The organism is Pseudomonas sp. GW821-FHT09D08 (assembly GCF_059416305.1).
In genome coordinates this window covers 81,229-108,170 of the sequence record NZ_JBWKOX010000011.1, presented here as the reverse complement: position 1 = coordinate 108,170, position 26,942 = coordinate 81,229, and the positions used below count along the sequence as shown (strand labels likewise).

Here is a 26,942-nt window from a genome sequence, read left to right as displayed (position 1 = left end):
ACGGGTGACTCCTTGTTGTTGTTTTTTGTTTGCTGTTTTTTGTAGGAGCGAGCTTGCTCGCGAAAAACGTTAACGATGACGCGTACATCCTGAATGCACACGGCGCGCTCAGGCCTTTCGCGAGCAAGCTCGCTCCTACAGTGAAGCGGTGCAGCTAACCGGCAAAGCGATGGCAAGGCATGCCGGGTACATCGACTTCGATGGCCAGCACCGCGCCGTCCAGAGGGTGATCCAATGGGCTGGCGGCGCTGGTGATATACAAAGTGGTGAGGTGGGGGCCACCGAATACGCAACTGGTGGGGCGACTCACGGGCAACTCGATAATGCGGTCCACCTCCCCCTCGGGCGTCAGGCGCAGCAGGCAACTGCCGTCCCAACGGGCGTTCCAGATGTAGCCTTGACTGTCCATGGCCGAGCCATCCGGCCCGCCGCGCAAGTGCGGCCCGAACCACGGCGTTGCGGGCTCGAGTTGACCGTCGGCCTGGATCGAATACTGGTAGAGCGTGGCGTCCAGGCTGTCACCGAAATGCACCTGGCGGCCGTCCTCGCTCCACAGCAAGGTGTTGGGAATACCCAGGCCATGCAGCAACGGCGTGACCCGGGCATCCGCATCGATGCGAAACAGGCCGCCGGAGCGCCGCGTGATCGGCAAGTCTTCGCCGTGTTCGCCGATGTTGTTCTGCATCGTGCCCAGCCACAGGCGGCCCTGGGCATCGCAGCGCGCTTCATTGCCACGGTTGCCCGGTTGCGGGTCGGCCACGCACAGCAGGGTCAGGGCTTCGGTGGCCAGGTCCAGGCGGTAGACACCGCTGCTCAGGGTCACCAGCGCATCACCGCGTTCGCACGGGATAAACGCCGAAACGTGCTCGGGTAACTGCCAGATCTGCAACTGTCCGTCCATCAGGCGCAGGGCCTGTTTGCCGGCGATATTCACCCAATACAGTGCCTGGGTGGGCGCGTCCCAGAACGGACCTTCGCCCAACTGAGCACGGTGCGGAGTAACGGCGATGCACGACATGTTGCCTCCTGATTATTTACAGCGAGTCGCGGGATGGCGTGCCATCCACCAGGCGCTGGATGCGCAGGGGGTTGGCGTTTTTCAACGCGTCGGGCAGCAGGCTATCCGGGTAGTTCTGGAAGCACACCGGGCGCAGGAAACGGTCGATGGCCAAGGTGCCGACCGAGGTGCCACGGGCATCCGACGTCGCCGGATACGGGCCGCCGTGCACCATCGAGTCGCAGACTTCAACGCCGGTCGGGTAGCCGTTGAGCAGGATGCGCCCGACTTTCTGTTCCAGCAGCGGCGTGAGTTCGGCGAACTGTTGAAAGTCTGCCGGTTCGCCAATGATTGTCGCCGTGAGCTGGCCGTGCAGGCCGTGCAAGGCAGCGCTGAGCTGGGCTTGATCAGCCACTTCGACAAACACCGTGGTAGGACCGAAGACTTCTTCCTGCAGCACTTCATCGCCCTCGAGCAACAAGCGCACATCGGCCTTGAACAGCTGCGGTTGTGCCTGATTGCCCGCCTGGGTGCTACCGGCCACATGCTGAATGCCAGGGTGCGCCAGGAGTTTTTCCAGGCCTTTGCCGTAGCTGCTCAGGGTGCCGGCATTGAGCATGGTTTGCGCCGGTTGCTCGCCGATCAATTGCGCCACCTGCTGGGTGAACGCGGTAAAGGCCGGCGAGGCGATACCGATCACCAGCCCAGGGTTGGTGCAGAACTGGCCGCAGCCTTGCACCACCGACGCGGTCAGATCCCGCGCGACGGTTTCCGCCCGCGCCTGCAGGGCCTGGGGCAGCACGATCACCGGGTTGATGCTCGACATTTCGGCAAACACCGGGATCGGCTGCGGGCGCGCCGCGGCCATATCGCACAAGGCGCGACCGCCCTTGAGCGAGCCGGTAAAGCCGACCGCCTGGATCGCCGGGTGCTTGACCAGCGCCTCGCCGACGCCGCCACCGAAGATCATATTGAATACACCCGCCGGCATCTCGGTCGCTTCTGCCGCTCGAATGATTGCATTGGCCACCTGTTCAGCCGTGGCCATATGTCCGCTGTGGGCCTTGAACACCACCGGGCAACCGGCCGCCAGCGCCGCTGCGGTATCGCCGCCGGCGGTGGAAAACGCCAGGGGGAAGTTGCTCGCGCCAAACACGGCCACCGGGCCCAGGCCGATGCGGTATTGGCGCAGGTCCGGGCGTGGCAGTGGCTGGCGATCGGGTAACGCCTTGTCGATACGCGCACCATAAAAATCACCGCGACGCAGCACCGTGGCGAACAGGCGCATCTGGCCGCTGGTACGCCCGCGCTCGCCTTTGATACGTGCGGCGGGCAGCGCGGTTTCGCGGCAGACCAGCTCGATGAAGTTATCGCTCAGGCCATCCAGCTCGTCAGCGATCGCGTCCAGGAACTGCGCACGGCGCGCGGCACTCAACGCACGGTAAGCCGGATACGCCGCGGCGGCGGCCTTGGCAGCGGCGTCGACTTCTTCCGGCGTGGCCTGGTAGAAATCCTGCGGCAAGGTTTCGCCCGTGCTGGCATCGACGCTCTGCAGCTTGATGCTGCCGCTGGCGCTGCGCTGGCCGCCGATGTAGTTGTGGCCGAGGAACTGGGTCATGTTGATCTCCTTAAAGGGGGGTGACTTGGCCGGGTTCAAAGGCCGCATCGCTGCTGCCGACACCGTTGACCAACGGCGCACCGAACTCGGCCTGGCTGATCTCGAACACATCGCCCGGTTGGGTACGTATACCATCGGCGAATGACAGCGTGGCGGTGCCGAAGAAGTGAATGTGCACATCGCCCGGCTTGAGGAACTGGCGGTATTTGAAGTGGTGGTACTCGAGGTTTTCCAGGCTGTGGCACATATTGGCCTCGCCACTGAGGAATTCGTTCCGCCAGATTTCCTCACCATTGCGCAGGATTCGGCTGGTGCCGGCCAGGTGCTGGGGCAACTCGCCCACGCGCAGTTCGGGGCCGTAGCTGCAACTGCGCAGCTTGGAATGGGCCAGGTACAGGTAGTTCTTGCGCTCCATGATGTGGTCGGAGAACTCGTTGCCCACTGCAAAACCCAGGCGATAGGGCTGGCTGTCCGGGCCGATCACATACAGGCCGCCGATTTCCGGTTCTTCACCGGCGTCTTCGGCAAACGGTGGCACCGGGAAGGCTTCGCCTGGGCGCACGACGATGCTGCCGTCGCCCTTGTAGAACCATTCCGGTTGCACACCGGCCTGGCCGGCAGCGGGCTTGCCGCCCTCCACGCCCCATTTGAAGATGCGCATGGTGTCGGTCAAGGCGCTCTCATCGCCGGCCTGCTGGTGCATTTTGTCCCGCGCCGAGGCGCTGCCCAGGTGGGTCAGGCCGGTGCCGCTGATGAGCATATGGGCCGGGTCCGGGTGGTCCAGCGGCGGCAAAATCTTCAGGTCGGCCAGCAGTGCGGCGTAGTCATGGCTGTCGCCCAGGCCCAGGCTCTCGACCTGCTGCTGCAACTTGACGCCCGCCTCGATGGCGGCCAGCGCCAGTTCGCGCACGCTGCGCGCGGTACGCACTTCGCGCACTGTGGCGCCTTCTACAACGCCGACCCGGCGTTCACCGTTGCTTGACTCGAACTGAACTAAACGCATCAGACTTCTCCCAGATTAAGTACGTGTGGCGCCACGGGCGCTGGCGGCGAATTGGTCGGCGGGCAGTACGTGCTTGCGCTCCAGCACGCGGTAGACCACGCCGGTCAGGACCAGCCCGAACACCATGACCCCGGACAGGAAGTACAAGCCCGAGGCGAGGTTGCCGGTGTATTCCTTGAGCGCACCGATCACGAACGGACCGATATAGCCGCCGAGGTTGCCCACCGAGTTGATCAAGGCAATGCCCGCCGCCGCACTGGCGCCGGCAAAGAAGCGCCCCGGCAAGGTCCAGAACACTGCGGTGCAGGAAAACAGCGCAAACGCCGCCAGGCACAGCGCGGCCATTTGCAGCACCGGCACACTCAGCCAGGCACTGCAGAACAGGCCGATGGCGCCGAGCACATAAAGCACGGCCAGGTGGCCGTAGCGATCATTCAGGCGGTCGGAACTGCGCGGGATGATCAGCAGGCCGATGATGCCGAAGATGTACGGCACGGCGGAGATAAAGCCGGTGACCAGGTCGGTGCCGCCGAACTGTTTGATCAGGGTCGGCAGCCACAGGCCCAGGCCGTAAATGCTCAGGGTCACCGGCAGGTAGAACAGCGCCAGGAGCAACACGCGTTTGTCCTTGAGGGCATGCAGCGGGTTGCCGTGGCGGGTCTGGCCGTAGGCTTGCAGGTCTTTGTCCAGCTCACCGGTGAGCCAGGCCTTTTCGTCGTCGCTCATCCATTTGACCTGCCTGGGGCCATCCGGCAGGTAGCGCAGCACCGGCCAGGTCAGCAGGATCGCCGGGGTGCCGATCACGATGAACAGCCACTGCCAGCCATGCAGGCCGAGGATGCCGTCCATGCCCAGCAGGCCGCCGGACACCGGGCCGGTGATCATCATCGCAATCGGTTGGGAGAGGATGAACAGCCCGAGGATCTTGCCGCGATGGCGCACCGGGAACCATTGGGTGATGTAGTACAGGACGCCGGGAAAGAATCCGGCCTCGGCCGCGCCGAGCAGGAAGCGCATCACATAGAAACTGTGCGGCCCTTGCACGAAGGCCATGCCGATGGTGATCGCGCCCCAGGTGATCATGATCCGCGCAAACCAGCGCCGTGCGCCGAAGCGGTCGAGCATCAGGTTGCTGGGGATCTCGAAGAGGAAGTAGCCAATGAAGAACAACCCCGCGCCCAGGCCATAGGCCGCATCGCCGATACCGACGTCGGCGCCCATGTGCAGCTTGGCAAACCCCACGGCGGAACGGTCCACGTAGGCGATCAGGTACAGCAGGATCAGGAAGGGAATCAGTTTCAGCGTGATGCGCCGAATAAGCCGCAGTTCCTGGCTCATGGGGGTCGATCTCCGATTGTTGTTTTTATAGAAGCTCGGGGGACGCCTCTCGCGGAAATCCGCCAGGGTCATACCTCAGTTAAGCCAGACTATATAGTAGGACTATTTGCAAAACAACTCTTCCAAAGCATCGATTTTGCGCTTATGTTTAAGCACGCATAGAACATATAGTCATACAATAAGAGAATCGATCATGTCTGATAAAAAGCCCGGCCTACGCTCCGCCCAGTGGTTTGGTACCGCCGACAAAAACGGCTTCATGTACCGCAGCTGGATGAAGAACCAGGGCATCGCCGACCATCAGTTCCATGGCAAGCCGATCATCGGTATCTGCAATACCTGGTCGGAGCTGACCCCGTGCAACGCGCATTTCCGCCAGATCGCCGAGCACGTCAAACGTGGCGTGATCGAGGCCGGTGGCTTCCCGGTGGAATTCCCGGTGTTCTCCAACGGCGAATCCAACCTGCGCCCCACCGCCATGCTCACTCGCAACCTGGCGAGCATGGACGTGGAGGAAGCCATTCGCGGCAACCCGATTGACGGTGTGGTGCTGCTGACCGGCTGCGACAAGACCACCCCGGCCCTGCTGATGGGCGCCGCCAGTTGCGACGTGCCGGCCATCGTGGTCACTGGCGGGCCGATGCTCAACGGCAAGCACAAGGGCCAGGACATCGGCTCGGGCACCGTGGTGTGGCAGCTCAGTGAACAGGTCAAGGCCGGCACCATTACCCTGGATGACTTCCTCGCGGCCGAAGGCGGCATGTCGCGTTCGGCGGGCACCTGCAACACCATGGGCACCGCGTCGACCATGGCCTGCATGGCCGAGGCACTGGGCACCTCCCTGCCCCACAACGCGGCGATCCCGGCGGTGGATGCGCGGCGTTATGTGTTGGCCCACATGTCCGGCATGCGTGCGGTGGAGATGGTGCGCGAAGACTTGAAGCTGTCGAAGATCCTCACCAAGGAAGCGTTTGAAAACGCCATCCGCGTGAACGCCGCCATCGGTGGTTCGACCAACGCCGTGATCCACTTGAAAGCCATCGCCGGGCGCATCGGCGTCGAGCTCGACCTGGACGACTGGACCCGCATCGGTCGCGGCATGCCGACCATCGTCGACCTGCAACCGTCCGGGCGCTTCCTGATGGAAGAGTTCTACTATGCCGGTGGCCTGCCCGCCGTGCTGCGTCGCCTGGGTGAAGCCAACCTGATCCCGCACCCGAATGCCTTGACCGTCAACGGCAAGACCCTCGGCGAGAACACCAAGGACTCGCCGATCTACGGCCAGGACGAAGTGATCCGCACCCTCGACAACCCGATCCGCGCCGACGGCGGCATCTGCGTGCTACGCGGCAACCTGGCGCCACTCGGTGCGGTGCTCAAGCCGTCGGCCGCCAGCGCCGAGCTGATGCAGCATCGCGGTCGTGCGGTGGTGTTCGAGAACTTCGACATGTACAAGGCGCGCATCAACGATCCGGAACTGGATGTGGACGCCAACTCGATCCTGGTCATGAAAAACTGCGGGCCCAAAGGTTACCCAGGCATGGCCGAAGTCGGCAACATGGGCTTGCCGGCCAAGCTGCTGGCCCAGGGCGTGACCGATATGGTGCGGATCTCCGATGCGCGCATGAGCGGTACTGCCTACGGCACCGTGGTCTTGCATGTGGCGCCGGAAGCCGCGGCCGGCGGACCGTTGGCCACGGTGAAGGAAGGTGACTGGATCGAACTCGACTGCGCCAACGGTCGCCTGCACCTGGACATCCCCGACGCAGAGCTGGCGGCGCGCATGGCTGACCTGAAACCGCCGCAGAACCTGATCGTCGGCGGCTACCGCCAGTTGTACATCGACCATGTGCTGCAGGCCGACCAGGGTTGCGACTTTGACTTCCTGGTGGGTTGCCGTGGGGCTGAAGTCCCCCGGCATTCCCACTAATTGGGATGCTATGATGCCGCGAATTTAAGTCGGAGCATCCCTGTCGTTATGGATCACCAGCCGTCCAAGCCGCGCAAGAGCATGCATGCCCAGATCGTTCAGGACTTGGGCATGCACATCGTTTCAGGTCGCTTCAAGCCCGAAGAACGGCTGCCCATGGAGGCCACGCTGTGCGAGGAGTACAAGGTCAGCCGTTCGGTGTTGCGCGAGGCGACCCGGGTGCTCAGCGCCAAGGGCCTGGTGTATTCCAAGCCACGGGTGGGTGCGGTAGTGCGGCCGCGCTTGAAATGGCACCTGCTCGACCCGGACGTGTTGTCCTGGTTGATGCAGTCCACGCCCCACAGTGAATTCTTCAATACCCTGGCCGGTGTGCGGCGCATCCTCGAGCCGGAGATCGCCGCCATGGCGGCGACCACCGCCACCGATGAAGACATCGCCACCATCGAAAAAGCCTACCAGGGCATGGAAACCGCGCAGACCCACGAACAGCTGTTGCAGGCCGACCTGGACTTCCACCGCGCCATTGCCGACGCCACCCGCAACGACCTGCTCGCCTATATGTGCAACATGCTGTCGTTGCCGCTGCGCGAGTCGATCAACATCACCAACCGCCGCCCGGACATCCAGGGCCTGAGCCTGCCCCGGCACAAGGCGATCCTCACCGCGATCCAGAACCGCGACGCCCTCGGCGCGCGGCATGCGTCGCTGGTGCAGCTGGATGACACGCGAGTGGCGTTGGATACGGTGATGAGTGTGCTGACGCCGTTGTAATGTAAATGCAATCAAATGTGGGTGCGGGCTTGCCCCCTCCCACATTGAAGCTGTGCAGGCTGTTAGAGGGTGTAGGCGATCCCTACCTGCACAGTGCGCGGTTCGCCTGGGTAGGCGTATACGTTGCCGAACGCACCTTCTTCATACTCGCGATTGAACAGGTTTTTCACGTCCAGGTTCAGCCGCACCTTGTCGTTGACCTTGTAGTAGCTAAGCAGGTCGACCACGGTGTAGGCGTCCATCGAGAAGGCGTTGTTGGAGGTCTGCCCGGCCCGTTCATCCACATACTTGCTACCCGCGCCGAGGCCCAGGCCCTTGAGGGCGCCGTCCTGGAACTCGTAGACGTTGAGCAGGCTGAAGCTGTTACGCGGGATGTTCAGCAAGCGCGTGCCGCTGCGCAGGGTGTGGTCCTTGGTCACTTCGGCATCCACGTAGGCGTAGCCACCGATCACACGCCACTCGGGGGTGATATTGCCCGCCACGTTCAGGTCGAAACCACGGCTGCGCACCTGGCCGGCGGCGACGCTGAAGGTGGAGTCGATAGGGTCGGTGGTGAGCACGTTTTTCTTCTCGATCTGGTAGATCGCGGCGTCGACGCTGAGTTGACGGTCCAGGGCTTCCCACTTGATGCCCATCTCGTAGGATTTGCCTTTCTCCGGCTCAAAACCACCGCCCTGGCGACTGGCGCCGGTGTTGGGCTTGAACGAACGCGCGGCGTCGGCGTAGACCGCGACGGTGTCGGTGAGGTCGTAGATCATGCCCACGCGTGGGGTGACGGCGTTGTCGCTGGCTTCCCAGCTTTTACCGCCCGGCACGTAGGTGTGGTAGTCGTGTTCGAAACGCTCGAAGCGTGCGCCGGCGAGCACTTTAAGGCGCTCGGTCAGGGCCACCTGATCCTGCACGAAGGCCGCGTAGGTCTTGAGGTTTTCCTTGTCGTGGGTCGGCGTGCGCGTGAGGTTCGGGCGCGCCTGGCCGTAGACCGGGTTGAAGATGTCGATTGAATAAGCACCCACTGCGCCGCTGGAGCGCTGGATGATCGACTTGTAGTCGTAGTCTTCGAATTCGACGCCGGTGAGCAAGGTGTGGTCGAAACCACCGGTGGAGAAATGCCCGGTGAGGTTGAGCTGGGTGTCCTTGTCGGTCCATTCCAGTTTGCGGTAGTTGAAGTTGCGGCCCAGGGTGCGACCGTCGGCGGCCAGGCCGTTGGCTTCAATGGCATTGCCTTGCAAGGTGCCGTCCAGCCATTGGAAACCACCGCCCAGGGTCCAGCTGTCATTGAGCAGGTGCTCGAAACGCAGCTGGGCCATGCTGTTGTCGTTGTGCAGTTTGCCGGCGTCTTTTTCACCCCAGAAGGTGTCGCGCGAGGCGGTGCCTTTTTGATTGGGGTAGCGCGTCAGGCCACGGTCCAGCGGGTGGTTGTTGCGCATGAAGTCGCCTTCGAAGATCACCTTGGTGTCATCGCTGGCCTGCCAGGTGATCACCGGCGTCACGCCATAGCGTTCGGTTTCGACGTGATCACGGAAGGTGTCACCGCCCTCGCCTACCACGTTCAGGCGATAGGCCAGGCGACCTTGTTCGTCCAGCGGGCCGGAAGCGTCAAGGGTGGCGCGCTGCATGCCCTGGTCATCCAGTTGGCTGCCGAGGGTCACGGTCGGCTCGGCCAGCGGTTGCTTGGAGACCACGTTGAAGGTGCCGCCGGGATCGCCACGGCCATACAGCATGGTTGCCGGGCCGCGCAGCACTTCGAGGCGTTCGATGGTGTTGGCGTCGGGCATGTTCGGGTAGCCGCGGTTGATCGGGAAACCGTTGCGGTAGAACTCGCCGGTGGTGAAGCCACGTACGGTGAAGGTGGTGAGCCCCTGGCCACCGAAGTTGTTGGCGCGGCCGACGCCGCCGGCGTAGTCCAGGGCGTCCTGCAAGCGGGTGGCGCCGATGTCTTCGACCACATCCTTGGACACGACGCTGATGGACTGCGGGGTTTCATGAATCGAGGTGTCAGTGCGCGTCGCACTCGCGGAACGTGTGGCGTGGTAGCCCTTGACCGGCCCTTGCGCCGTCTCGTAGTCCGCCTCGCCGGTGACATTGGTGGCTTGCAGCTCAAGACTGGCCTTGTCGGCAGGGACAACCTCGGCCCAGGTAAACGGGGAAAACGCCTGAAGCACGCAGAGGGAAATCAGGGTACGACGCATGGATGTTGAACCTAGTGAATGAGCCAGATGGGGCGGCAAACCTGCCAAAAAACGCGGGAATGGTATACCAAGTCATTCGCGTTTGACATCTATTCTCATTCACTATTTTTCAGGTAACAGCTTTGTATCGATCTGTAGGAAATTGGACGAGAGGCAAATGTGGGAGGGGGCTTGCCCCCGATATCGGTGTATCAGTCACAGCAACATCGACTGGTCTACCGCTATCGGGGGCAAGCCCCCTCCCACATTTGGATTTTTATACAACGTTAGAAGTGGATCCGATCAGCGATACCGCTCCAACCAATGGGCGTAAGGCGCCGGCAGGGTCCAGGAGGACTTCTCCACCCCCAGCTCCTTGGCCGCAAAGTACGCCCAATGCGGGTCAGCCAGGTGCGCACGACCGACCGAGACCAGGTCCAGGTGCCCCGCCTGCAACGCACCTTCCGCCAGTTGCGGCGTGCCAAAGCCCCAGGCTGAGGTCACCGGGATGCCGGCTTCGCGGCGCACGCGCTCGGCGATCGGGCCCATGAAAGCCGGGCCCCACGGGATATTGGTGTCGGGGATGGTGAAACCGACGCTGACGCTCAGCAGGTCCAGGCCGCCGGCCTTGAAGTTGCGGGCCAGTTCGATGGATTCGGCCAGGGTCTGTTCGTCCCGGCCGTCGTATTCGATCACGCCAAAACGCGCGGTCAGCGGCAGGTTCTCCGGCCAGACCTCGCGCACGGCGGCCAGGGTTTCCAGGAGGAAACGGCTGCGGTTGTCGAAGCTGCCACCGTAGGCGTCGGTGCGCTGGTTGGAATGCTCGGAGAAGAAGCTCTGGCCCAGGTAGCCATGGGCGAAGTGCAGTTCGATCCATTCGAAGCCGGCATCACGGGCACGGCGGGCGGCATCGACGAAGTCCTGCTTGACCCGAGCGATGTCGTCCAGGGTCATGGCGCGTGGCACTTGCGGCAGGTTGGCACCGAAGGCGATGGCCGACGGCGCGATGGTTTCCCAGCTGCGCGCATCGGAGGCAGGTATGTGGTCGTCCCCTTCCCACGGGCGGTTGGCGCTGGCTTTGCGACCGGCGTGGCCGATCTGGATGCCGGGCACCGAACCGGCGGCCTTGATGGCCTTGACCATGGGCACGAACGCTTCGGCGTGGGCGTCGCTCCAGAGACCGGCGCAACCTGGGGTGATACGCCCCTCAGGCGCTACAGCGGTGGCCTCGACCACCAGCAAACCGGCGCCACCCCGGGCCATACTGGCCAGGTGCACGAGGTGCCAGTCGTTGACGATGCCGTCATCGGCCATGTATTGGCACATCGGCGGGATGGCGATGCGATTGCGCAGGGTGACGTCTTTGAGTGTGAACGGTTCGAACAAAGCGGGCATTGAGAACTCCGGGAGCGAGTGGATGATTCGATAGTTCGATGGTAATCGAACTATGGTATTCGATGATAGCCCCCTGTTATGATTCGTTTCATGCGAGCCTTTAAACACCCCACCCCGGAAGACTTGACCCTCGAGCGCCTGTTGTACGCGCTGAGTGATCCGGTGCGCCTGGAGATTGTCCGCTGCCTGGCCGGCGTGCCCGAGGCCAGTTGCGGCGAACTGGACGGCGGGCGTCCCAAGTCCAGCATGTCCCACCACTTCCGGGTCCTGCGCGATGCCGGCCTGGTCCACACCCGCAGCGTGGGCACTACCCATATGAATTCATTGCGCGGCGAGGTGCTTGAGGAACGGTTTCCGGGATTGTTGCAGAGCATCCTGACGCAACGATAAAAGCAGGATCAGTCCAGCAGCGCGATCAGCCGCGACTCGATCGTCATGTCCCGCACGTCCAGTACCGCCAACGTCACCGGCAATTTGAAGCGCCGCCGCCCTGCACTGCCGGGGTTTACGTACAGTGTTGCGCCCCGCCATTCGATCAGGGGCTTGTGCGAATGGCCGGTGATCACCAGCCGAGTAGACGCGTCGAGTAAGGCGGGTACGTCGGCGATATCATGCACCACCAACGTCCGCCATCCGTCCACCGCCAGCATCAAATGATCGGGCACCTGCTCTGCCCACGGCGCGTCCTGGTCATTGTTGCCACGCACCACGTGCAGGGGCGCGATCTGTGCCAATTGCTGAAGAATCTCAGGGCTGCCGATATCACCGGCATGGATGATCTGCTCGCATCCCTGCAAGGCAGCGACAGCCTCAGGGCGCAGCAGGCCGTGGGTGTCCGAAATCACGCCAACTTTCATAGGGCCTCCGGGGTGGACATCGAACGGTGAAACACCGGCGCGCCATCCAAATATACGCGGTCTTTACCGTTGCCCTTGGAGGCGTAGAGATTGCGGTCGGCACGCTTGAGGACCGCCGACATATCGGCCCCGGCCGTAAAGCGCGTCATGCCCGCACTGCAGGTGTAGTGATGGGGCGGCGCGACACTGCAGCGGATCGCTTGCAGCAGGCGCAGCGCGTAATCGGTGGCGAGATCGGGGTCATCGACCAGCAGCAGCACGCCGAACTCCTCGCCGCCAATCCTGCCGAAACTGTGGCTGCCGGGGGTGGATTTCAGGCACGCGGCCATGGCGCAGAGGATCCGGTCGCCGACATCATGGCCGAACTGGTCATTCTTCAATTTGAAACTGTCGATATCCAACATCATGAAGTAACCGGTATCGCCGGCCGCAATCAGTTTGGCGAAGCCCTCCATAAAGGCGCGCCGGTTCAGGATGGCGGTCAAGTAATCCGTCTCGGCCAATTCCCGAAACTCACTCTCGACCAATAACACGGAGCGCAGGTTTTTCAGGTAGTAGACATTCAAGATAAAGCCGATCGACACCGACGCCGCACAAAAAATAAACACATAGGTGTCGACCCCGTCATAAAGGCTCAGCTGAATGTTGGGCCACGTCAGTAACCAGACCAGGGCGGCGCAGACCAGAAAATCCTGGACCACGATAAACAGGATTGCGCTGCTCATCACCAAGGTCACGGCCAGCGGCAAGGCGAACACCTGCAACGCGGGGCGGGTGTGCACCACATAGGCAAAACCTGCGGACAGCAGCACCATGTAGAAGCCGCCCAGCGCCCGCCACAGCACATAATGCGTCACCACCCGGTGAACCCCATACACCCCGCACAGCCCCAGCGTGACCAGCACCACCGGCCAGCCGAACATCCCCCCACGATCCACCAGCAACACCGCCAGCCAGGCGAAAATCCCGATCAGTTCGGCCTGGGCGATGGCGGGCGACAACAGCCTCTGCATCCGAGGCCTGAGTTTCACATTTGCCGGCATCCCGTCACTCCCTGTGCATGCGTCGCCGGTGTGTCATCGGCATGACTCAGTTGAAGACTGTGCAGGCAGATCGCAAACGAATAGGCCATGAACCGTCTTACCAGCACGACAAAAGGTGGCAGGACCTCAAGTTGCGTCTTGGAATGAATCTTGAAATAGCCCCGCTCGGCCCCCTCTTGCACCAGACGAATGACATGGGTCTTGGACACCGAAAGTTGCTCAGCGATGGAAAGGTAGGACGAAGACCTGAAACTTGCGCCCTGGTTATCCCGCGTACACGCATCGTTATAGATCGCCAGCATCAACATATGCCCGGCATCGCGTTTTACCAGCCAATAACAATCGGGCATCAACAGGTCAATGCTCAGGTTACGGCAGAGAAGCACCGAGAACCCTTTGAAATACCGGGCCAGATAGGCGCGATCATCCAACCCGGCCATTGAGGCGCACACCGCGGGTTCGGGGCACATCACGCCCAGCGGCTCGACCATGGACGTGAGCATCGGCCTGATCTCCGCGCAGGCTTGGGACGATGGGCTGAACAGCCGCAGGCGGCTGTCGTCCGGATGCCTCGACACCGTCATGAACCCCAGTGCCCTGAACAGCAGGAAGATCGACTCCAGGCTGTTTCGCGAACAGAACCCGCGCGCCACACAAAACGCTTTCACCTCGGACAGCAAGGGGACCGGCTTGGCGAAATACGTGCTCAATAACGTAAAGGACACCATCAAGCGACTGAACTTCAGTGCCGTCTTGTAGAAAAACGGTCTTTTTGAATAGCACTCCAGCAGAGCCGAATAATGGGTACGAATACACCCGTCAAAATCCATATGGCGCTCAAACGCCCGCGCCGACTGTTCAATCGCCAGCTTCAACGAACCACTGCACATGAGAAAGAGCCCTGATCAAACAACTTGGATTCACTGATCTCAATTGCAGCACCGGTAATGGCGTTTTGCCTTGAGCGCAATCTAGCGTGATTAGCTCAGGGGACATCGTCGTTACCAAAATTGTTCCAAAAAACCCAGGCGGCTTAACCGTTTCAGTCGCCACGGCGAACCTTCCCCGCAAGCCGGCGTCCGAGCTAAGGCACTGTTGCCTACCGCTCGCCGCGAGGTTGTCGTTTGAAAGCCGCCATCATCAAAAAGTACCGCCTGATCATCAAGACCATGGGCTATGTGGGCTGGTCGCTGTTCTGGCTGTTGCTGTGGGACGTCGCCGTCACCGTGGACTTCATGCTGTTCCTCACCGCCAAGATCAATTTGCCGCTGATGCCCCTCACCCTGCTGGGCTCGGCACTGATCGTGCTCATCAGCTTTCGTAACAGCAGCGCCTATAACCGCTGGTGGGAGGCCCGTACGCTATGGGGCGCGATGGTCAACAATTCACGCAGCTTCGCGCGGCAGGTATTGACCCTGCTGGACGACCCCGACGGCGAAGTGAACCCGGTCAAGGCCACCCTGCTGCGCCGCCATGTGGCCTATGTGAATTGCCTGGCCGCGCACCTCAAGGGCGAGCCGTGCCCTGATGAAGTACGCGCCTTTATCCCCGCCGAGGAATTCGCCCGCAACGGCGCCACCAATAATTTCGCCAATGACATCCTCACCGGCTCGGCGGCGTTGCTGGCCAGGGAATACAAGGCCGGGCACCTGGACAGCATTCGCCTGGCACGGCTGGAGTCGACCCTGGTGGATTTGTCCAATGCCCAGGGCGGCATGGAGCGGATTGCCAACACGCCACTGCCCTACCCCTACGTGTATTTCCCGCGCCTGTTTATCTCGCTGTTCTGCCTGATCGTGCCCGTGGGCCTGGTGGAATCCCTGGGCTGGTTCACCCCGCTGGCGTCCACCGTGGTGGGCTTTATGCTGCTGGCCATCGAACGTATCGGCACCGACCTGCAAAGCCCGTTCCGCTCCAGCGAACACCAGATCCAGATGGAAGCCATCTGCGAAACCATCGAGAAAAACCTGCAATCGATGCAGCGTGATGCGCTGGGCGGCGAGCGCATCGGATAAACACGCCCTTCGGCCTAAAGTGCGTGCTCCCGCAGTCGATACAAAGGGAGTACGCATGGGCCACATCCCCTCAAAACAACACATGCGACGCTCGACGCCACTGTTTTCTCCTTGCCAAAAATATAAATACCCGCGGGTGAAGTCATGAATATCAAGCAAAAGTTGACCTGGGCGTTTGCCGCTATCGCGTGCCTGCCAGTCATCCTGGTGGCCGTTATGGTTGTGCTGAACTTGCGCGAGGGGGCCCTGGCCAATTTCCTCGACAGCAGCGGTCGCGAGATCCGTCAGATCGACAACGGCATGAAGCAGTTTTTCGATGGCATCAGCCAGAACGTCGACTTCGTCGCCAAGGACCCGCGCGTTGTCGCGGCCAAGGACCTCAAGAGCTACGCCGGCGCCGACGCCGCGCAAATCCCCCTGACCCAGACCAACAAAGACCTGCTGGCGATTTTCGATCAGTTCGCCAAGAGCCACCCGAGCACCGCCTACTTGTCCTTGGGCCTCGCCGACGGCGGTTATGCCAGCTGGCCTGACGACACCAAACTGAACAACTACGACCCACGCGTACGCCCCTGGTACAAAGCCGCCATCGCCGCCCCAGGCGCCACCGTGCGCACCGGCGCCTATTACTGGGCACCGGACGACGTGGTGCTGATCGGCACCGTGCACACCGTTGCCGATGCCACCGGCAATATCCTCGGCGTGGTCGGCCTGGACGTGTCGCTCAAGCAGCTCACCGAACTGGTGCGCAACATCAAGCTGGGCGACAGCGGCTACCTGATGCTGGTGGAAGCCAACGGCAACGTGCTGGTGGACCCCAGCGATGCCAAGCACAACTTCAAGCCGATGGCCGACCTGGGCCCCAACTACGCCGAACTGGCCAAGCGCGGCGACGGCGTGACCCAGATCGACATCAACGGCGTGGCCTACATGGCCAACGTGGTCAGCTCCAAGGATCTGGGCTGGCGCTTTATCGGCCTGATCAAACGCGATGAAGTCATGGCCGGCGCCACCAGCCTCACATGGTTGATCGCCGCGATTGCCGCCGTCCTGGCCGTGGTGTTCGCGATTGTCGGCGCCAGCTTTGCCAGCGTGATCGTGCGCCCGATTCGCGGGGTGGCCGACGGCCTGCAGGAGATTGCCGAAGGCGAAGGCGACCTGACGCGCCAACTCAAGGTGCAAGGCAAGGACGAAACCGCCAGCCTGGCGGGCTGGTTCAACCAGTTCCTGAGCATGATCGCGCAACTGGTGCAGCGCATCGGCAACGCCTCTTCCGACCTGCAAACCGCCGCCGCCGACACCAGCGAAGTCGCCAACAACATGAACCAGGCCGCCGGGCGCCAACGTGAAGCCGTGGAGCTGGTAAGCACCGCGTTCAACGAAATGGTAGCCACCGCCAACGAAGTCGCGCGCTCCTGCAGCGCCGCCGCCGCGAGTGCCGACGAAGGCTACCGCGACGTGCACAATGGCCAGCAGCACATCGGCGAAGCCACCGGCAGCGTGCTCAAGCTCAGCGAAGACCTGCAAAAGTCGACCCAGACCATGCAGTTGCTGGAGCAGGACAGCCAGAACATCAACACCATCCTCGACACTATCCGCTCGATCGCCGAACAGACCAACCTGCTGGCGCTCAACGCCGCGATTGAAGCCGCGCGCGCCGGTGACCAGGGCCGCGGTTTTGCCGTGGTCGCCGACGAAGTCCGCGCCCTGGCACGCCGCACTGCCGACTCCACCGGTGAAATCGACAGCCTGCTGGGCAACCTCGCCCGCCGCACCCAGGAAGTCACCCAGCAGATGCAAGGCAGCCTTCAGGTGTCCCACACCAGCGTGGAACGCATCCAGCAGGCCCGCGACAGCTTCGACAAGATCCAAGGCTCGGTGGACTCGATCCGCGACCAGAACACCCAGATCGCCACCGCGGCCGAAGAACAGCACCAAGTGGCCGAAGAGATCAACCGGCACATCGCGCAGATCCATGCCGATGCGCAACTGGTCGAAGGCTTTGCCCACTCGGCGCAGACCGGATCGGGGCGGTTGACGGATATTTCCGGTCAGCTCAAGGGGTTGGTGGGGCGGTTCAAGTTCTGACCGCTGTCACACCGGGGTCGCCGGCGGGGGCGTGTATTGGCTACTATAGCCACGCACTCCCCGCCTCTTACCCAACCACTGCGGAGCCTTAATGCCCAACCCGAAGGACACGGCCACCGACAGCAGCACCCCGATGATTCCCGAGCAGCGTCGAGAACAGATCCTGCGACAGTTGCGCAAGCATCAGGTGATGAGCGTGCACCAGTTGATGGAGATGTTCGACTGCTCGCACATGACCGTGCGCCGCGATATCGCCCTGCTGGAGCAGGAAGGCCGGGCGTACTCCGTCACCGGTGGGGTCCGGATCGCCAGCCAGTTGCACAGCGAACCCAGCCATCAATCCAAAGCCGTGGTGGAGTTGCCGCAAAAGCAGGCCATGGCACGACTGGCCGCACGGTTGCTGCACGCGGACATGACGGTGTACCTGGATGCCGGCACCAGCACCCTGGAGATCGTCCCGTATATCAAGGCGCTGTCGGGGATGACGGTGGTCACCAACGACTTCGGGATCGTGCAGGCCCTGATGGATGCGACGCAGGTCACGGTGATCCACACCGGCGGCCAACTGGACCATGACAACCATTCTTCCGTCGGCGGGCTGGCCGTGGCGACCCTGCGCCAGGTGGTCACGGACATCGCCTTTGTCTCCACCAGTTCCTGGGATTTGCACCGAGGCATCACCACCCCCTCGGCGCTGAAAGTCGAGGTCAAGCAAGTGGCGATGCAATCGGCGTCCCAGGTGGTGTTGGTGGCGAGCAGCTCCAAATACGGCACCTTCAGCATGTACCGCATCGCCGGGCTGGAACCGTTCGACGTGATCATCAGCGACGACGCCCTGGCCCCGGCAGCGGCAGATGGCATCCGCAAGCGCGGGATTGAATTGATGCTGCCGGGTGATCCGTTGCCGGAGTGATGCCCTTCCTGTGTGGGAGAGGTCGAGCTTTAGCTAGGCTTCGATGGCGACGGCAGGGTTGGTAGAGGTGTTGGCTGAGCCACCGCATCGGGGGCAAGCCCCCTCCCACATTTGGTTGTTGTTGGCAGGTAAAAAGTTGCCCGGCTATAGATCTCGTGGGCACTGCTGATCCCTGTGGGAGATGTCGAGCTTTAGCGAGGCTTCGATGGCGGCGGCATGGTTGGTAGATGTGTTGGCTGACACACTGCTATCGGGGGCAAGTCGAATCGTCGCACCGCCCCTCCCACATTTGAACCGAACCGACACAGACGCTCGTCGACTACCGAGCCGCTTTCCAGTCCCGCAACCATTGCAGGCCCGCCGAGGTATCGGCCTTTGGCCGGTATTCGCAGCCGACCCAGCCGTCGTAGCCCAACTGGTCCATCAGTTCGAACAGGAACCCGTAGTTCAGTTCGCCCAGCTCTGGCTCGTGACGGTCCGGTACCCCGGCAATCTGGATATGGCCAATGCCATCGAAGTCGCGGCGCAGTTTGGTGGCCAAGTCGCCTTCGACGATCTGGCAGTGGTAGCAGTCGAACTGCACCTTGAGGTTGCGCGCACCAACCTCCCGGCAGATGGCGTGGGCCTGGTCCTGGCGGTTGAGGAAAAACCCCGGCATGTCGCGGGTGTTGATCGGTTCCAGCAACACGGTGACGCCGACCTTGGCCGCCGCCGCGCTGGCGTAGGCGAGGTTTTCCAGGTACACGGCCTGGTGGCGCTGGCGCAGGCTTTCCGAGGGCAGCAAGCCGGCCATGACGTGCACGCGGTCGTTACCGAGCACGGCGGCGTATTCCAACGCGCGGTCGAAGCCACTGCGAAACTCCGCCTCACGCCCCGGCAGCGTGGCGATGCCGCGCTCCCCCGCAGCCCAATCGCCCGGTGGTGCATTGAACAGGGCCTGGACCAGGCCGTTGTCACTCAGGTGTTGCTTGAGTGCCTCGGCGCTGTAGTCGTAGGGGAACAGGTATTCCACCGCGTCGAAACCATCGGCCTTCGCCGCCGCGAAGCGCTCGAGAAAATCATGTTGCGGGTACAGCATGCTCAGGTTGGCAGCAAAACGAGGCATAAAAGCTCCCAAGAGTCAGACAAAAGGCCAGATCAGCAGGGTAATCAAGAAACCCAAGGTGCCGAGCAAGGTGGTGATCACCGTCCACGTGCGCAGACCGTCGGCCACGTTGAGCCCGGCGAGCTTGGTGAAGATCCAGTAGCCGGCGTCGTTGATATGCGACATCGCCAGCCCGCCACCGCCCATGGCCAGGCACAGCAGCGCCAGGTGGTTGGGCGTAAGGTTGAGGGTCACGATCAGCGGGCTGATGATCCCCGCCGTGGTCACCAGGGCCACGGTGGTCGAACCCTGCACCGCGCGCAGCAGCATGGTCAACAAAAAGCCCAGGGCCAGTACCGGCAGGCCGGTGGTGCGCAGCATGTCGGAGACTACCGCGCCGATGCCGGTGTCCACCAGCACCTTGCCGAACACACCACCGGCGCCGGCGATCAGGATCACCATCGCCACGCCCGGCAACGCCGAGCCGATCACGTCAGAGACCTGGCTGCGGCTCCAGCCACGGCGCGAGCCGAGCAGCCAGGCACACAGCAAGGTGTCGATCAGCAGCGCCACCAGCGGCGCGCCGAGTACGGTCATCACCCCACGCAGGGTCGAGTCGACCGGCAGCAGCGACGTGGCCAGGGTGCCCAGCAAAATCAGCACAATCGGCAGCAGGATCAGGCTGACAATCAGGCCGAAACCGGGTGCAGGCGCCGCCGGCAGCTTGGCGGCGATGGCGCTGGTGGACTCTTCCAGGCCCATAGGGGACTCGGCCACAGCGCTCTGTTGCACCGCCTGGTGATTGCCGTTGGTCCAGGCCCGCAGGTCTTCATTGGTCACGTGAGGGCCATAGACTTCGGCACGGATATCGTCGGTCATCGGATAGAAGCGTCGGGTCATGCGCCCCGCCACGCGGTAACCGATGTAGCACAGCAACGCGGTGATCGGCAGGCCGAACATCAGCACCCGGCCCAGGTCGGCGCCCAGTTGGCTGGCGGCGGCCACGGCGCCCGGATGGGGCGGCAGGAAGGCATGCACGGTGAGCAGCGCCGCACACATCGGCAAAGCGAACACCAGCAGCGGCTTGCGTGCCCGGCGTGCCACGCCATACGCCAGCGGCATGAGGATGATCACCCCGACTTCAAAGAACACCGGCACGCCGATGATGAACCCGGCGATGGTCAGCGCCAGCGGCGTACGGCTGTTGCCGAAGCGCTCGATCAGCGACTTGGCCAGGGCCTCGGCACCGCCGGACAGCTCGATGATCCGCCCGATCATCGCGCCCAGGGCAATGATGATCGCGATATGGCCAAGGGTCTTGCCCATGCCGCCCTCGATCGTCGCCACCAGGTCAGCCGGTTTCACCCCGGCCACCAGCGCCACCACGATACTCACCAGCATCAACGCGACAAACGGCTGGAATTTGTACCTGAGGACCAGAAACAGCAGCAGCGCGATACCCGCGACAGCGGTCAACATCAAAATCAGTGGGCTCATTCAAGAATGTCCTGTTGTTATTGTTTTTTCAGGCAAGCCGGGGCCGTCGAGCGTCAAACCAGGCGCTCGGGCAGCACTTGCGGTGTGTCTTGCGGGTTACCAGTGCGCGCCGAAGGTCTCGCGCAATTCATCCAGTGCCGCCTGATCCAGCGGCGCCGGCCGAGGGTTGCTCATCAACCACAACCGTGCGGTTTCTTCCAACTCTTCCAGGGCGTAGCTGGCCCTGGCCACCGAGCTTTCCCAGACAACCGGACCGAGGCGTTCAAGCATCACCCCACGCACGCGGTTGGCCAGTTGCGCGACTTGCTCGGCGACGTTGGGCGAACCCGGACGCTGATAGCCGATCAAGGGAATGTGACCGACCTTCATCACCTGGTAAGGCGTGAGCGGCGGCAAGATATCCTGCGCGCTCCACACGCCTGCCAGGGTCAGCGCCACCAGGTGGGTGGAGTGGGTGTGCACCACACCGCCCACCGAGGGGTTGCGGTCATACACCTGGCGATGCAGGGCCAGGGTCTTGGACGGTTTGTCCCCGGACACCCACTCGCCTTTCAGGTTGACCTTGGCAATAGCACCTGGCACGAGGCGCCCGAGGCAGGCATCGGTGGGGGTGATCAGCCAGCCATCGTCGAGGCGCGCACTGATATTGCCGGCGCTGCCGACGGTGTAGCCACGTTGATACAGGCTGTGGCCGACATCGCAGATTTCTTCGCGCAGGGCCTGTTCGTCGATGCCAGTCACTGGGCACCTCCGGCCAGGTGCGCGAGGGCTTTGGCGAAAAACTCACGGCCACCGAAGTTGCCGGATTTGAGCGCCAGTGCCAGGGGCTCGGCGGAACTGCTGACGGTGGCCGGCACGCCAGGATCAATCTGCGCGCCGATCTGCAGCAGGTTGACGCCGAGGGCCTTGACCACCGCGCCAGAGGTTTCGCCGCCGGCGATCACGAAACGCCGCACGCCTTGCTCGCGCAAGCCCGCGGCGATCTCGCCCAAGGCGTTCTCCACCAGGGCCCCGGCGCGCTCGACGCCGAGCCGCTCTTGCACGGCCTTGACCTCGGCGGGGGTGCTGGTGGCGTAGATCAATACGGTGTGTGCACTGTCGCGGGCAAACGCCAGGGCCTGCGCCACCACCGGCTCACCGGCAGCCAGGGCCAACGGATCAATGCGCAACGCCGGGCGACCCGCCTCTAACCAGGCCGCAACCTGGCCGAGGGTCGCCACCGAGGCACTGCCGGCGAGCACCACCTCGCCACCGCTGATAGTCGGCAGCGTCGCCGCATCGAAGTCGCGCAGCTTACCGGCACGGCGGAAATTGCCCGGCAAACCCAAGGCCAGGCCCGAGCCACCCGTGAGCAAAGGCAAGTCGGCGCAGGCGCTGCCGAGGGTGTAGAGGTCTTGATCGGACAGCGCATCGGCGATGGCAATGCCCACGCCTTGCTCGCGCAGTTCGGCGATTTTTTTACGGGTCGCCTCGACGCCCGCGGCGATGCTGTCGTACCGCAGCAGCCCGACCGGCAATTGCGTCTGGCTCTGCAGCACGCGCACCAGATTCGCGTCGCCCATGGGCGTCAGCGGGTGATGTTGCATGCCCGACTCATTGAGCAACTGGTCCTGCACAAACAGGTGACCACGGAAAATCGTCCGGCCGTTTTCCGGGAACGCCGGGCAGGCCAGGGTGAAATCACTGCCCAGCGCCTTGAGCAAGGCCTCGCTGACCTGGCCGATATTGCCGGCGGCAGTGGAGTCAAAGGTCGAGCAATACTTGAAAAAAATCTGTTCGCAGCCCTGCTCGCGTAGCCAGTCCAGCGCGGCCAAGGATTCCTCCACAGCCTCTGCGACCGGCGTGGTACGCGACTTGAGGGCGATGACGATGGCGTCCGCATCCAGCCCGTCCGCGACTTCGCGGCTGGGGATGCCGATGCTCTGCACCGTGCGCATACCGCCGCGCACCAGCATGTTGGCCAGGTCGGTGGCGCCGGTGAAATCATCGGCGATGCAGCCCAGCAACGGGCGCGTGGTGTGGTTAGTCATAAAGCGTTCCTTACACCGGCTCGGGCTTGGCAGTCGGCAGGTCGATGCCGGGGAAAATCTTGATCACCGCCGAGTCGTCCTCGCGGCCAAAACCGGCGCTGGAAGCCTGCATGAACATCTGGTGCGCAGTGGCCGACAACGGCAGCGGGAATTTGCTCGCACGCGCGGTATCCAGCACCAGGCCGAGGTCCTTGACGAAAATATCCACCGCCGACAGTGGCGTGTAGTCGGCCTTGAGAATGTGCGGCACGCGGTTTTCGAACATCCAGGAATTGCCGGCGCTGTGGGTGATCACCTCGTACAAGGCATCGGCGTCCACCCCTTCGCGCAGGCCCAGGGCCATGGCTTCGGCGGAGGCGGCGATATGCACGCCGGCGAGCAACTGGTTGATGATCTTGACCTTGGAGCCCAGGCCATGGACGTCGCCCAGGCGATACACCTTGCCGGCCATGCCCGCCAGCACTGCATCGGCCTTGGCATAGGCGGCCTGCGGGCCGGAGGTCATCATGGTCATCTCACCGGCGGCGGCCTTGGCCGCACCGCCGGAAATCGGCGCATCCAGGTACAGCAGGCCGTGTTCGCCCAGGCGCCGGCCGAGGTCCACGGCGTAGGTCGGGGCCACGGTGGCACAGCCGATCACCAGGCTGGCGGGACGCAGCGCCGCCACGGCAGCGCCCTCACCGAACAGCACGGTCTCGGTCTGCTCGGCGTTGACCACCACGGTGATGATCACATCACAGGCCTCGGCCATCTGCGCCGGCGACGCGCACGCCACCCCGCCTTCGCTGGCGAACTGCTGGGTCACCGCGTCGCGCACATCACAGGCATGCACATTAAAGCCTGCGCGCAACAGCGAACGGGCAATGCCCAGCCCCATCGCGCCCAGACCGATCACACCGACATTCTTATTATTCATGGGGTACTCCAGGGGAAAACGGCAGCTCGCGCTACACCGGCGAGCCGCATTGGAATTGCAGTCGATCATCCACCAATGAACGGATTATGTGAAGTTATTTTTCTATTTAACATTTGTTAACATTGGTCGCCGCCGATTTACCACGCCAGCCGGTAACCTATGTTCAAAGCCCACGGGCGCTTTTGGGTAGAACTGTCACTGGTCTCGACATCGACATATAGATGCTGGCTCCTGCTCATGGCCGCAGTAATACCTGCCCCGGCATACCAGCCACCGCCATTGCCGTCGGGGTGGCTGCTGACGTCGTTGGTCTTGACCTGGTTGCGCGCTGACAGGTCCTGGATCCAGCCAGCCTTGAGGTACGGCTGGATCGCAAAATCACCCTCCAACCGCATCTGGCGCCCAACCAGCGCGCCGCCGCGCAACTGGGTTGAAATGCCATCGTCGGCGTCGACGCGCATGTCGTTGCTCAACCGGTAACGATCACCGCCACCGTACAACGCCGACAACTGCGCTTGGGGCTCAACAAACCAGCCATGGGAGAAATCCAGGCGCTTGCCGGTTTCCACCGAGAGGCCAGCGCCGTTGCTGTGGGTTTTACCGCTGACGCGTTTGCCGTCGGTAGCGTCCACGTCGAACCGAGTGGACCAGCGATTGAGTGTCAGCAGGCTGTCGGTGTACCAACCCGAATCGTCCAGGTAAGTGGCGTAGGCACCGATGTAGTAACTTTCGAGCTTACCGCTGCCCTCGCCATTGAAGCTGCGATTGGCGTGACTGTAACCGGCAAGGCCGCCGAGGATCAGCGAACCGTTGCTGCGCGCCATCCGGCCATCCACACCCACCTGGACGCCGTTGAGGTTCTGCGTGAAGTGCCGCCCTGCGCCGTTATCCAGTTGCTGCTCCTGACCATAGCTGCGCATCCACACCCCTTCGTCGTGGCCATCGCCGCGCACATCGCCCAGGCGCTGGATCAGGCTGCCGCGCTCAGCATCCCAGGTGTCACGCAGGGTCGCCAACGCGCTGCTGTTGATCGCCGCGCTGGCGGCGGTGGACAGTTGCTCGGTGATGTTGACCAGGCTCCACTGCGATTGGCCGCTCGCACTGTCGTCACGTTGCAAGGTGTAGCGGTAGGTGCCCACATCCACCTCCTGGCCACGGTTGGCCAGCGTGAAGTCGCCGACGCCCCCCTGGCTGTCGATCAACAGCAATTTCTGCCCACCGCCCGACGGCTCGGCGCCGCTGTTGCGCACCAGCAACTGGTTATTACCGGTCACCTGGCCGCCCACCTCAAGCCGGTCGCCGCGCAGCGCGCCCAGATCAGTATTCATGATGTACTGCCCGTCGCCCTGAAGGTCGCCGACGACTTTCAGGCGCATGAAATCGCTCGCTGCCGGCGTGGCGAATTCCACGCTGCCCTTATTTGTCAGTTGGCCGACACTGGAGTCGCCCCGCATCAGCCAGGTGCTGCTGTCGTCCAGACTGAGGCTGGAATGGCCAGGGGTATCGTTCACCGCACCTTCGAGGCGTGACTGATTGTTCAGGCTCAACTGCAGCGCGCCACCCTCGACCAGGACATCGCCATCGATGAACGAGTGATCGCTGTCCAGCCGGACGAGGTCGGCGGCCAGCCCATTGGCACCGTCGGTAATCCATACTGCCGTCGCGGGCTGATCGGCGCTGCGCCCCACCAGGCTGCTGTGGGTCAGATGACTGAGCAAGCTGCCGCCGGAGACGCGCAAGGCACTGCTGTCGTGGGCCAGTACCGTACTGTCAGTGAGATCGAGTTGGTTGGTGATACCCGCGATGGTTGCCTGGCTCACCAGCCCGTAGGCTTTCTCTCCAGCGGTCTCGATGTGGGTGTCGGTCAGGTCTGCCGTGGCATTGTTGCTGACCGACAGGCCATACGCCGAGTTACCTTCGGTGACCACATTCGTGCGAGTCGTCTGCAAGCTGGCATCATCGCCTGAAACCAGTAGGCCATGACTGAGATCACCGTGGGTCAACAGCTGGCTGTCGGACAACACCATCCGTGTCCCGCCCAGCCGGGCTAAGGCGCCGACCGACCCGACGCCAAAGGTCTCGATCACCACGTTCATCACATCGAACGTCGCCCCGGGCGCCCCCGACTGGCCACCGATCACGTCGGTTGATGCATAGAGCCCGTGGGACGAGTCACCGTGGGTGACCACGCGGCCGCCGTCCATCTGGAAAATACCGGCGCGATTGTCCACCGCGGCCGCCTGTGTGCCCCATGTTTCCAGCTGACTGTCGTGCACGTCGGCGTGGCTGTCGCTGCCGGGCATCCAGATCGCCGAACCATTATCCCCTTTGGCGCTGATCTGGGACTCGTACAGTTCCAGGGACGCACCTTTGGCATCAAGGTTGATGCCGTTGCCGGTTTGAGAGAGGACCTGGGAATTGCGCACTACCGCCGTCCCCCCACCGTTGGGAGAACTCGGCCGGATCAGGATGCCGTCAGTCTTGGCCTGGATGCTGCCATTGCTGAACTCCAGACGTCCTTCTTGCATCTCCACGCCCTGGGCGCCGTCGGATTGTGCGGTCACGCCGTCGGCGGTGACCACGCTGTCCGTACCGGTGATGGCGATCGCGGCAGTCTGGCCATGGGCGGTGGCGCTGACGTTGTTCAACTTGATGCGCGCCCCCTGTTGCGCCCGCACTGCGTAGGCCGCATTGCCGGCGGTCGATACGCTCGTGCCACTGGCGCTGATGGTCGAACCAGCGCCCATGGCAGAGAGCCCGTCGGCCATGAGCCCTGTGGTGGTGACCGTGCCGCCGATGATCTGCGCGCTGGAGCCCTGATTGACCATGACCCCACGGCCACGGGCGCCGTCGGTGGTGATGTCGGTCTGCCCCAGCTGCACGTGCGAGCCTGCACCGCTGGCGCTGGCGCCGTCACCGAAATAGCCGCTGGCCTTGATCGTTGAGCCCTGCAGTGTGCCCCGCCCACCACCCTGCACTTGCAGCCCCGTCACCGCATCGTTTGGCCCGCCGGCGGTCGCGTGGATATCCATGGTCGTGCCGATGAATTCATTTTGCCCCCCCATAACGCGAACGGCCGCACCTTTGCCGGCGAACGAAACCTGGTCATTATCCAGTACCAGCAGGTCGCCCGCCTCGGACGAAACGTCAACAGACCCGATAGTGGCCGCCTGCACCGGCACTAGTGCAACGAAGAGGGCATAACTGATTGCAAAACTGAGGGGTTTCTTCGGAAAGTTCATTGATCCATTCCTTGACGTTAGTTGTCTTCCAACAAAA

General features: G+C 62.9%; 20 protein-coding genes and 2 pseudogenes. 7 read left to right on the top strand and 15 right to left on the bottom strand.

All coding sequences use genetic code 11. The annotated features are described in order from the left end of the window. Window positions 1–154: 154 nt before the first annotated feature. Genes AC07OP_RS19485 through AC07OP_RS19470 form a run of 4 tightly spaced genes read right to left on the bottom strand, consistent with a single transcriptional unit; the run spans window position 155 to window position 4,956 of the window. Window positions 155–1,018, bottom strand: a complete 864-nt coding sequence (locus tag AC07OP_RS19485) for an SMP-30/gluconolactonase/LRE family protein (protein WP_495102199.1) — start codon at window positions 1,016–1,018, stop codon at window positions 155–157. A gap of 16 nt (window positions 1,019–1,034) precedes the next feature. After that, the gene (locus tag AC07OP_RS19480) at window positions 1,035–2,615 is read right to left on the bottom strand and encodes an aldehyde dehydrogenase (NADP(+)) (RefSeq protein ID WP_495102198.1); all 1,581 of its coding nucleotides are present in this window, start codon (window positions 2,613–2,615) and stop codon (window positions 1,035–1,037) included. A gap of 10 nt (window positions 2,616–2,625) precedes the next feature. Next, a complete protein-coding gene (araD1, locus tag AC07OP_RS19475; protein WP_421534813.1) occupies window positions 2,626–3,618 on the bottom strand; it encodes an AraD1 family protein in 993 nt (330 codons plus the stop codon). 15 nt (window positions 3,619–3,633) lie between these two features. Next, window positions 3,634–4,956, bottom strand: coding sequence for an MFS transporter (locus tag AC07OP_RS19470; RefSeq protein ID WP_065939746.1), 1,323 nt, complete (start codon window positions 4,954–4,956; stop codon window positions 3,634–3,636). A 193-nt stretch (window positions 4,957–5,149) separates the two neighbouring features. On the opposite strand from AC07OP_RS19470, the gene AC07OP_RS19465 reads away from it, so the two are divergent. Both AC07OP_RS19465 and AC07OP_RS19460 read left to right on the top strand, forming a co-directional pair. Next, window positions 5,150–6,886, top strand: a complete 1,737-nt coding sequence (locus tag AC07OP_RS19465; protein WP_027603618.1) for an IlvD/Edd family dehydratase — start codon at window positions 5,150–5,152, stop codon at window positions 6,884–6,886. Window positions 6,887–6,934: 48 nt separating this feature from the next. Further along, a complete protein-coding gene (locus tag AC07OP_RS19460) occupies window positions 6,935–7,657 on the top strand; it encodes a FadR/GntR family transcriptional regulator (RefSeq protein ID WP_495102197.1) in 723 nt (240 codons plus the stop codon). Between the two features lie 62 nt (window positions 7,658–7,719). Here AC07OP_RS19460 and AC07OP_RS19455 read toward each other — a convergent pair whose 3' ends face one another. Together AC07OP_RS19455 and AC07OP_RS19450 are read right to left on the bottom strand one after the other, a co-directional pair. Further along, window positions 7,720–9,846, bottom strand: coding sequence for a TonB-dependent siderophore receptor (locus AC07OP_RS19455; protein WP_495102196.1), 2,127 nt, complete (start codon window positions 9,844–9,846; stop codon window positions 7,720–7,722). Window positions 9,847–10,128: 282 nt separating this feature from the next. Beyond that, on the bottom strand, window positions 10,129–11,220 hold the full coding sequence (locus AC07OP_RS19450) for an NADH:flavin oxidoreductase/NADH oxidase (protein ID WP_495102195.1): 1,092 nt from the start codon (window positions 11,218–11,220) through the stop codon (window positions 10,129–10,131). Between the two features lie 78 nt (window positions 11,221–11,298). On the opposite strand from AC07OP_RS19450, the gene AC07OP_RS19445 reads away from it, so the two are divergent. Beyond that, window positions 11,299–11,610 carry an ArsR/SmtB family transcription factor gene (locus AC07OP_RS19445; protein ID WP_027603612.1) on the top strand — a complete coding sequence of 104 codons (312 nt, stop codon included), beginning with the start codon at window positions 11,299–11,301 and terminating at the stop codon, window positions 11,608–11,610. A gap of 8 nt (window positions 11,611–11,618) precedes the next feature. Here AC07OP_RS19445 and AC07OP_RS19440 read toward each other — a convergent pair whose 3' ends face one another. The 3 genes from AC07OP_RS19440 to AC07OP_RS19430 are packed head-to-tail and all read right to left on the bottom strand — an operon-like array spanning window position 11,619 to window position 13,995. Next, window positions 11,619–12,077, bottom strand: coding sequence for a metallophosphoesterase family protein (locus AC07OP_RS19440; protein WP_495102194.1), 459 nt, complete (start codon window positions 12,075–12,077; stop codon window positions 11,619–11,621). Beyond that, on the bottom strand, window positions 12,074–13,120 hold the full coding sequence (locus AC07OP_RS19435; RefSeq protein ID WP_495102193.1) for a GGDEF domain-containing protein: 1,047 nt from the start codon (window positions 13,118–13,120) through the stop codon (window positions 12,074–12,076). Before AC07OP_RS19435 ends, AC07OP_RS19440 begins: the two co-directional genes overlap by 4 nt. Beyond that, a complete protein-coding gene (locus tag AC07OP_RS19430) occupies window positions 13,105–13,995 on the bottom strand; it encodes a hypothetical protein (protein ID WP_495102192.1) in 891 nt (296 codons plus the stop codon). The genes AC07OP_RS19435 and AC07OP_RS19430 overlap by 16 nt, the downstream gene beginning before the upstream one ends. A gap of 249 nt (window positions 13,996–14,244) precedes the next feature. Here AC07OP_RS19430 and AC07OP_RS19425 point away from each other — a divergent pair, with 249 nt between their 5' ends. From AC07OP_RS19425 to AC07OP_RS19410, 4 genes and pseudogenes are all read left to right on the top strand, one after another. After that, window positions 14,245–15,135: a bestrophin family protein gene (locus AC07OP_RS19425; protein WP_115489070.1), complete on the top strand. Its 891-nt coding sequence runs from the start codon at window positions 14,245–14,247 to the stop codon at window positions 15,133–15,135. A gap of 144 nt (window positions 15,136–15,279) precedes the next feature. After that, window positions 15,280–16,359, top strand: a pseudogene (locus tag AC07OP_RS19420) (HAMP domain-containing protein); the annotation flags it as partial. 348 nt (window positions 16,360–16,707) lie between these two features. Then, window positions 16,708–17,223: pseudogene (locus AC07OP_RS19415) on the top strand (methyl-accepting chemotaxis protein); the annotation flags it as partial. Window positions 17,224–17,314: 91 nt separating this feature from the next. Continuing rightward, on the top strand, window positions 17,315–18,136 hold the full coding sequence (locus tag AC07OP_RS19410) for a DeoR/GlpR family DNA-binding transcription regulator (protein WP_115489068.1): 822 nt from the start codon (window positions 17,315–17,317) through the stop codon (window positions 18,134–18,136). 319 nt (window positions 18,137–18,455) lie between these two features. Here AC07OP_RS19410 and otnI read toward each other — a convergent pair whose 3' ends face one another. The 6 genes from otnI to AC07OP_RS19380 all read right to left on the bottom strand — a co-directional run bounded on the left by otnI (window position 18,456) and on the right by AC07OP_RS19380 (window position 26,905). Continuing rightward, window positions 18,456–19,241 carry a 2-oxo-tetronate isomerase gene (gene otnI, locus AC07OP_RS19405; protein WP_495102191.1) on the bottom strand — a complete coding sequence of 262 codons (786 nt, stop codon included), beginning with the start codon at window positions 19,239–19,241 and terminating at the stop codon, window positions 18,456–18,458. 15 nt (window positions 19,242–19,256) lie between these two features. Continuing rightward, entirely contained in the window at window positions 19,257–20,717 is a 1,461-nt protein-coding gene (locus tag AC07OP_RS19400; RefSeq protein WP_115489066.1) for a GntT/GntP/DsdX family permease, read from the bottom strand. A 96-nt stretch (window positions 20,718–20,813) separates the two neighbouring features. Then, the gene (gene otnC / locus AC07OP_RS19395; protein WP_495102190.1) at window positions 20,814–21,458 is read right to left on the bottom strand and encodes a 3-oxo-tetronate 4-phosphate decarboxylase; all 645 of its coding nucleotides are present in this window, start codon (window positions 21,456–21,458) and stop codon (window positions 20,814–20,816) included. Further along, window positions 21,455–22,747: a 3-oxo-tetronate kinase gene (gene otnK, locus AC07OP_RS19390; RefSeq protein WP_495102189.1), complete on the bottom strand. Its 1,293-nt coding sequence runs from the start codon at window positions 22,745–22,747 to the stop codon at window positions 21,455–21,457. The genes otnC and otnK overlap by 4 nt, the downstream gene beginning before the upstream one ends. 10 nt (window positions 22,748–22,757) lie before the next feature. Further along, window positions 22,758–23,663 (bottom strand): L-threonate dehydrogenase, encoded by a 906-nt coding sequence (gene ltnD / locus AC07OP_RS19385; RefSeq protein WP_495102188.1) that lies wholly within the window; start codon window positions 23,661–23,663, stop codon window positions 22,758–22,760. Window positions 23,664–23,800: 137 nt separating this feature from the next. Further along, a complete protein-coding gene (locus AC07OP_RS19380) occupies window positions 23,801–26,905 on the bottom strand; it encodes an autotransporter outer membrane beta-barrel domain-containing protein (protein ID WP_495102187.1) in 3,105 nt (1,034 codons plus the stop codon). Window positions 26,906–26,942 lie beyond the last annotated feature (37 nt).

What these genes read in the sequence shown, in the direction of transcription:
- AC07OP_RS19460 (WP_495102197.1), top strand. Translation starts at nt 6,935, where the DNA reads ATGGATCACCAGCCGTCCAAGCCGCGCAAGAGCATGCATGCCCAGATC.
- AC07OP_RS19445 (WP_027603612.1), top strand. Translation starts at nt 11,299, where the DNA reads ATGATTCGTTTCATGCGAGCCTTTAAACACCCCACCCCGGAAGACTTG.
- AC07OP_RS19435 (WP_495102193.1), bottom strand. Translation starts at nt 13,120, where the DNA reads ATGCCGGCAAATGTGAAACTCAGGCCTCGGATGCAGAGGCTGTTGTCG.
- AC07OP_RS19455 (WP_495102196.1), bottom strand. Translation starts at nt 9,846, where the DNA reads ATGCGTCGTACCCTGATTTCCCTCTGCGTGCTTCAGGCGTTTTCCCCG.
- AC07OP_RS19380 (WP_495102187.1), bottom strand. Translation starts at nt 26,905, where the DNA reads ATGAACTTTCCGAAGAAACCCCTCAGTTTTGCAATCAGTTATGCCCTC.
- AC07OP_RS19465 (WP_027603618.1), top strand. Translation starts at nt 5,150, where the DNA reads ATGTCTGATAAAAAGCCCGGCCTACGCTCCGCCCAGTGGTTTGGTACC.
- AC07OP_RS19450 (WP_495102195.1), bottom strand. Translation starts at nt 11,220, where the DNA reads ATGCCCGCTTTGTTCGAACCGTTCACACTCAAAGACGTCACCCTGCGC.
- AC07OP_RS19480 (WP_495102198.1), bottom strand. Translation starts at nt 2,615, where the DNA reads ATGACCCAGTTCCTCGGCCACAACTACATCGGCGGCCAGCGCAGCGCC.
- AC07OP_RS19485 (WP_495102199.1), bottom strand. Translation starts at nt 1,018, where the DNA reads ATGTCGTGCATCGCCGTTACTCCGCACCGTGCTCAGTTGGGCGAAGGT.
- AC07OP_RS19470 (WP_065939746.1), bottom strand. Translation starts at nt 4,956, where the DNA reads ATGAGCCAGGAACTGCGGCTTATTCGGCGCATCACGCTGAAACTGATT.
- otnK (WP_495102189.1), bottom strand. Translation starts at nt 22,747, where the DNA reads ATGACTAACCACACCACGCGCCCGTTGCTGGGCTGCATCGCCGATGAT.
- AC07OP_RS19410 (WP_115489068.1), top strand. Translation starts at nt 17,315, where the DNA reads ATGCCCAACCCGAAGGACACGGCCACCGACAGCAGCACCCCGATGATT.
- otnI (WP_495102191.1), bottom strand. Translation starts at nt 19,241, where the DNA reads ATGCCTCGTTTTGCTGCCAACCTGAGCATGCTGTACCCGCAACATGAT.
- AC07OP_RS19440 (WP_495102194.1), bottom strand. Translation starts at nt 12,077, where the DNA reads ATGAAAGTTGGCGTGATTTCGGACACCCACGGCCTGCTGCGCCCTGAG.
- ltnD (WP_495102188.1), bottom strand. Translation starts at nt 23,663, where the DNA reads ATGAATAATAAGAATGTCGGTGTGATCGGTCTGGGCGCGATGGGGCTG.
- araD1 (WP_421534813.1), bottom strand. Translation starts at nt 3,618, where the DNA reads ATGCGTTTAGTTCAGTTCGAGTCAAGCAACGGTGAACGCCGGGTCGGC.
- AC07OP_RS19400 (WP_115489066.1), bottom strand. Translation starts at nt 20,717, where the DNA reads ATGAGCCCACTGATTTTGATGTTGACCGCTGTCGCGGGTATCGCGCTG.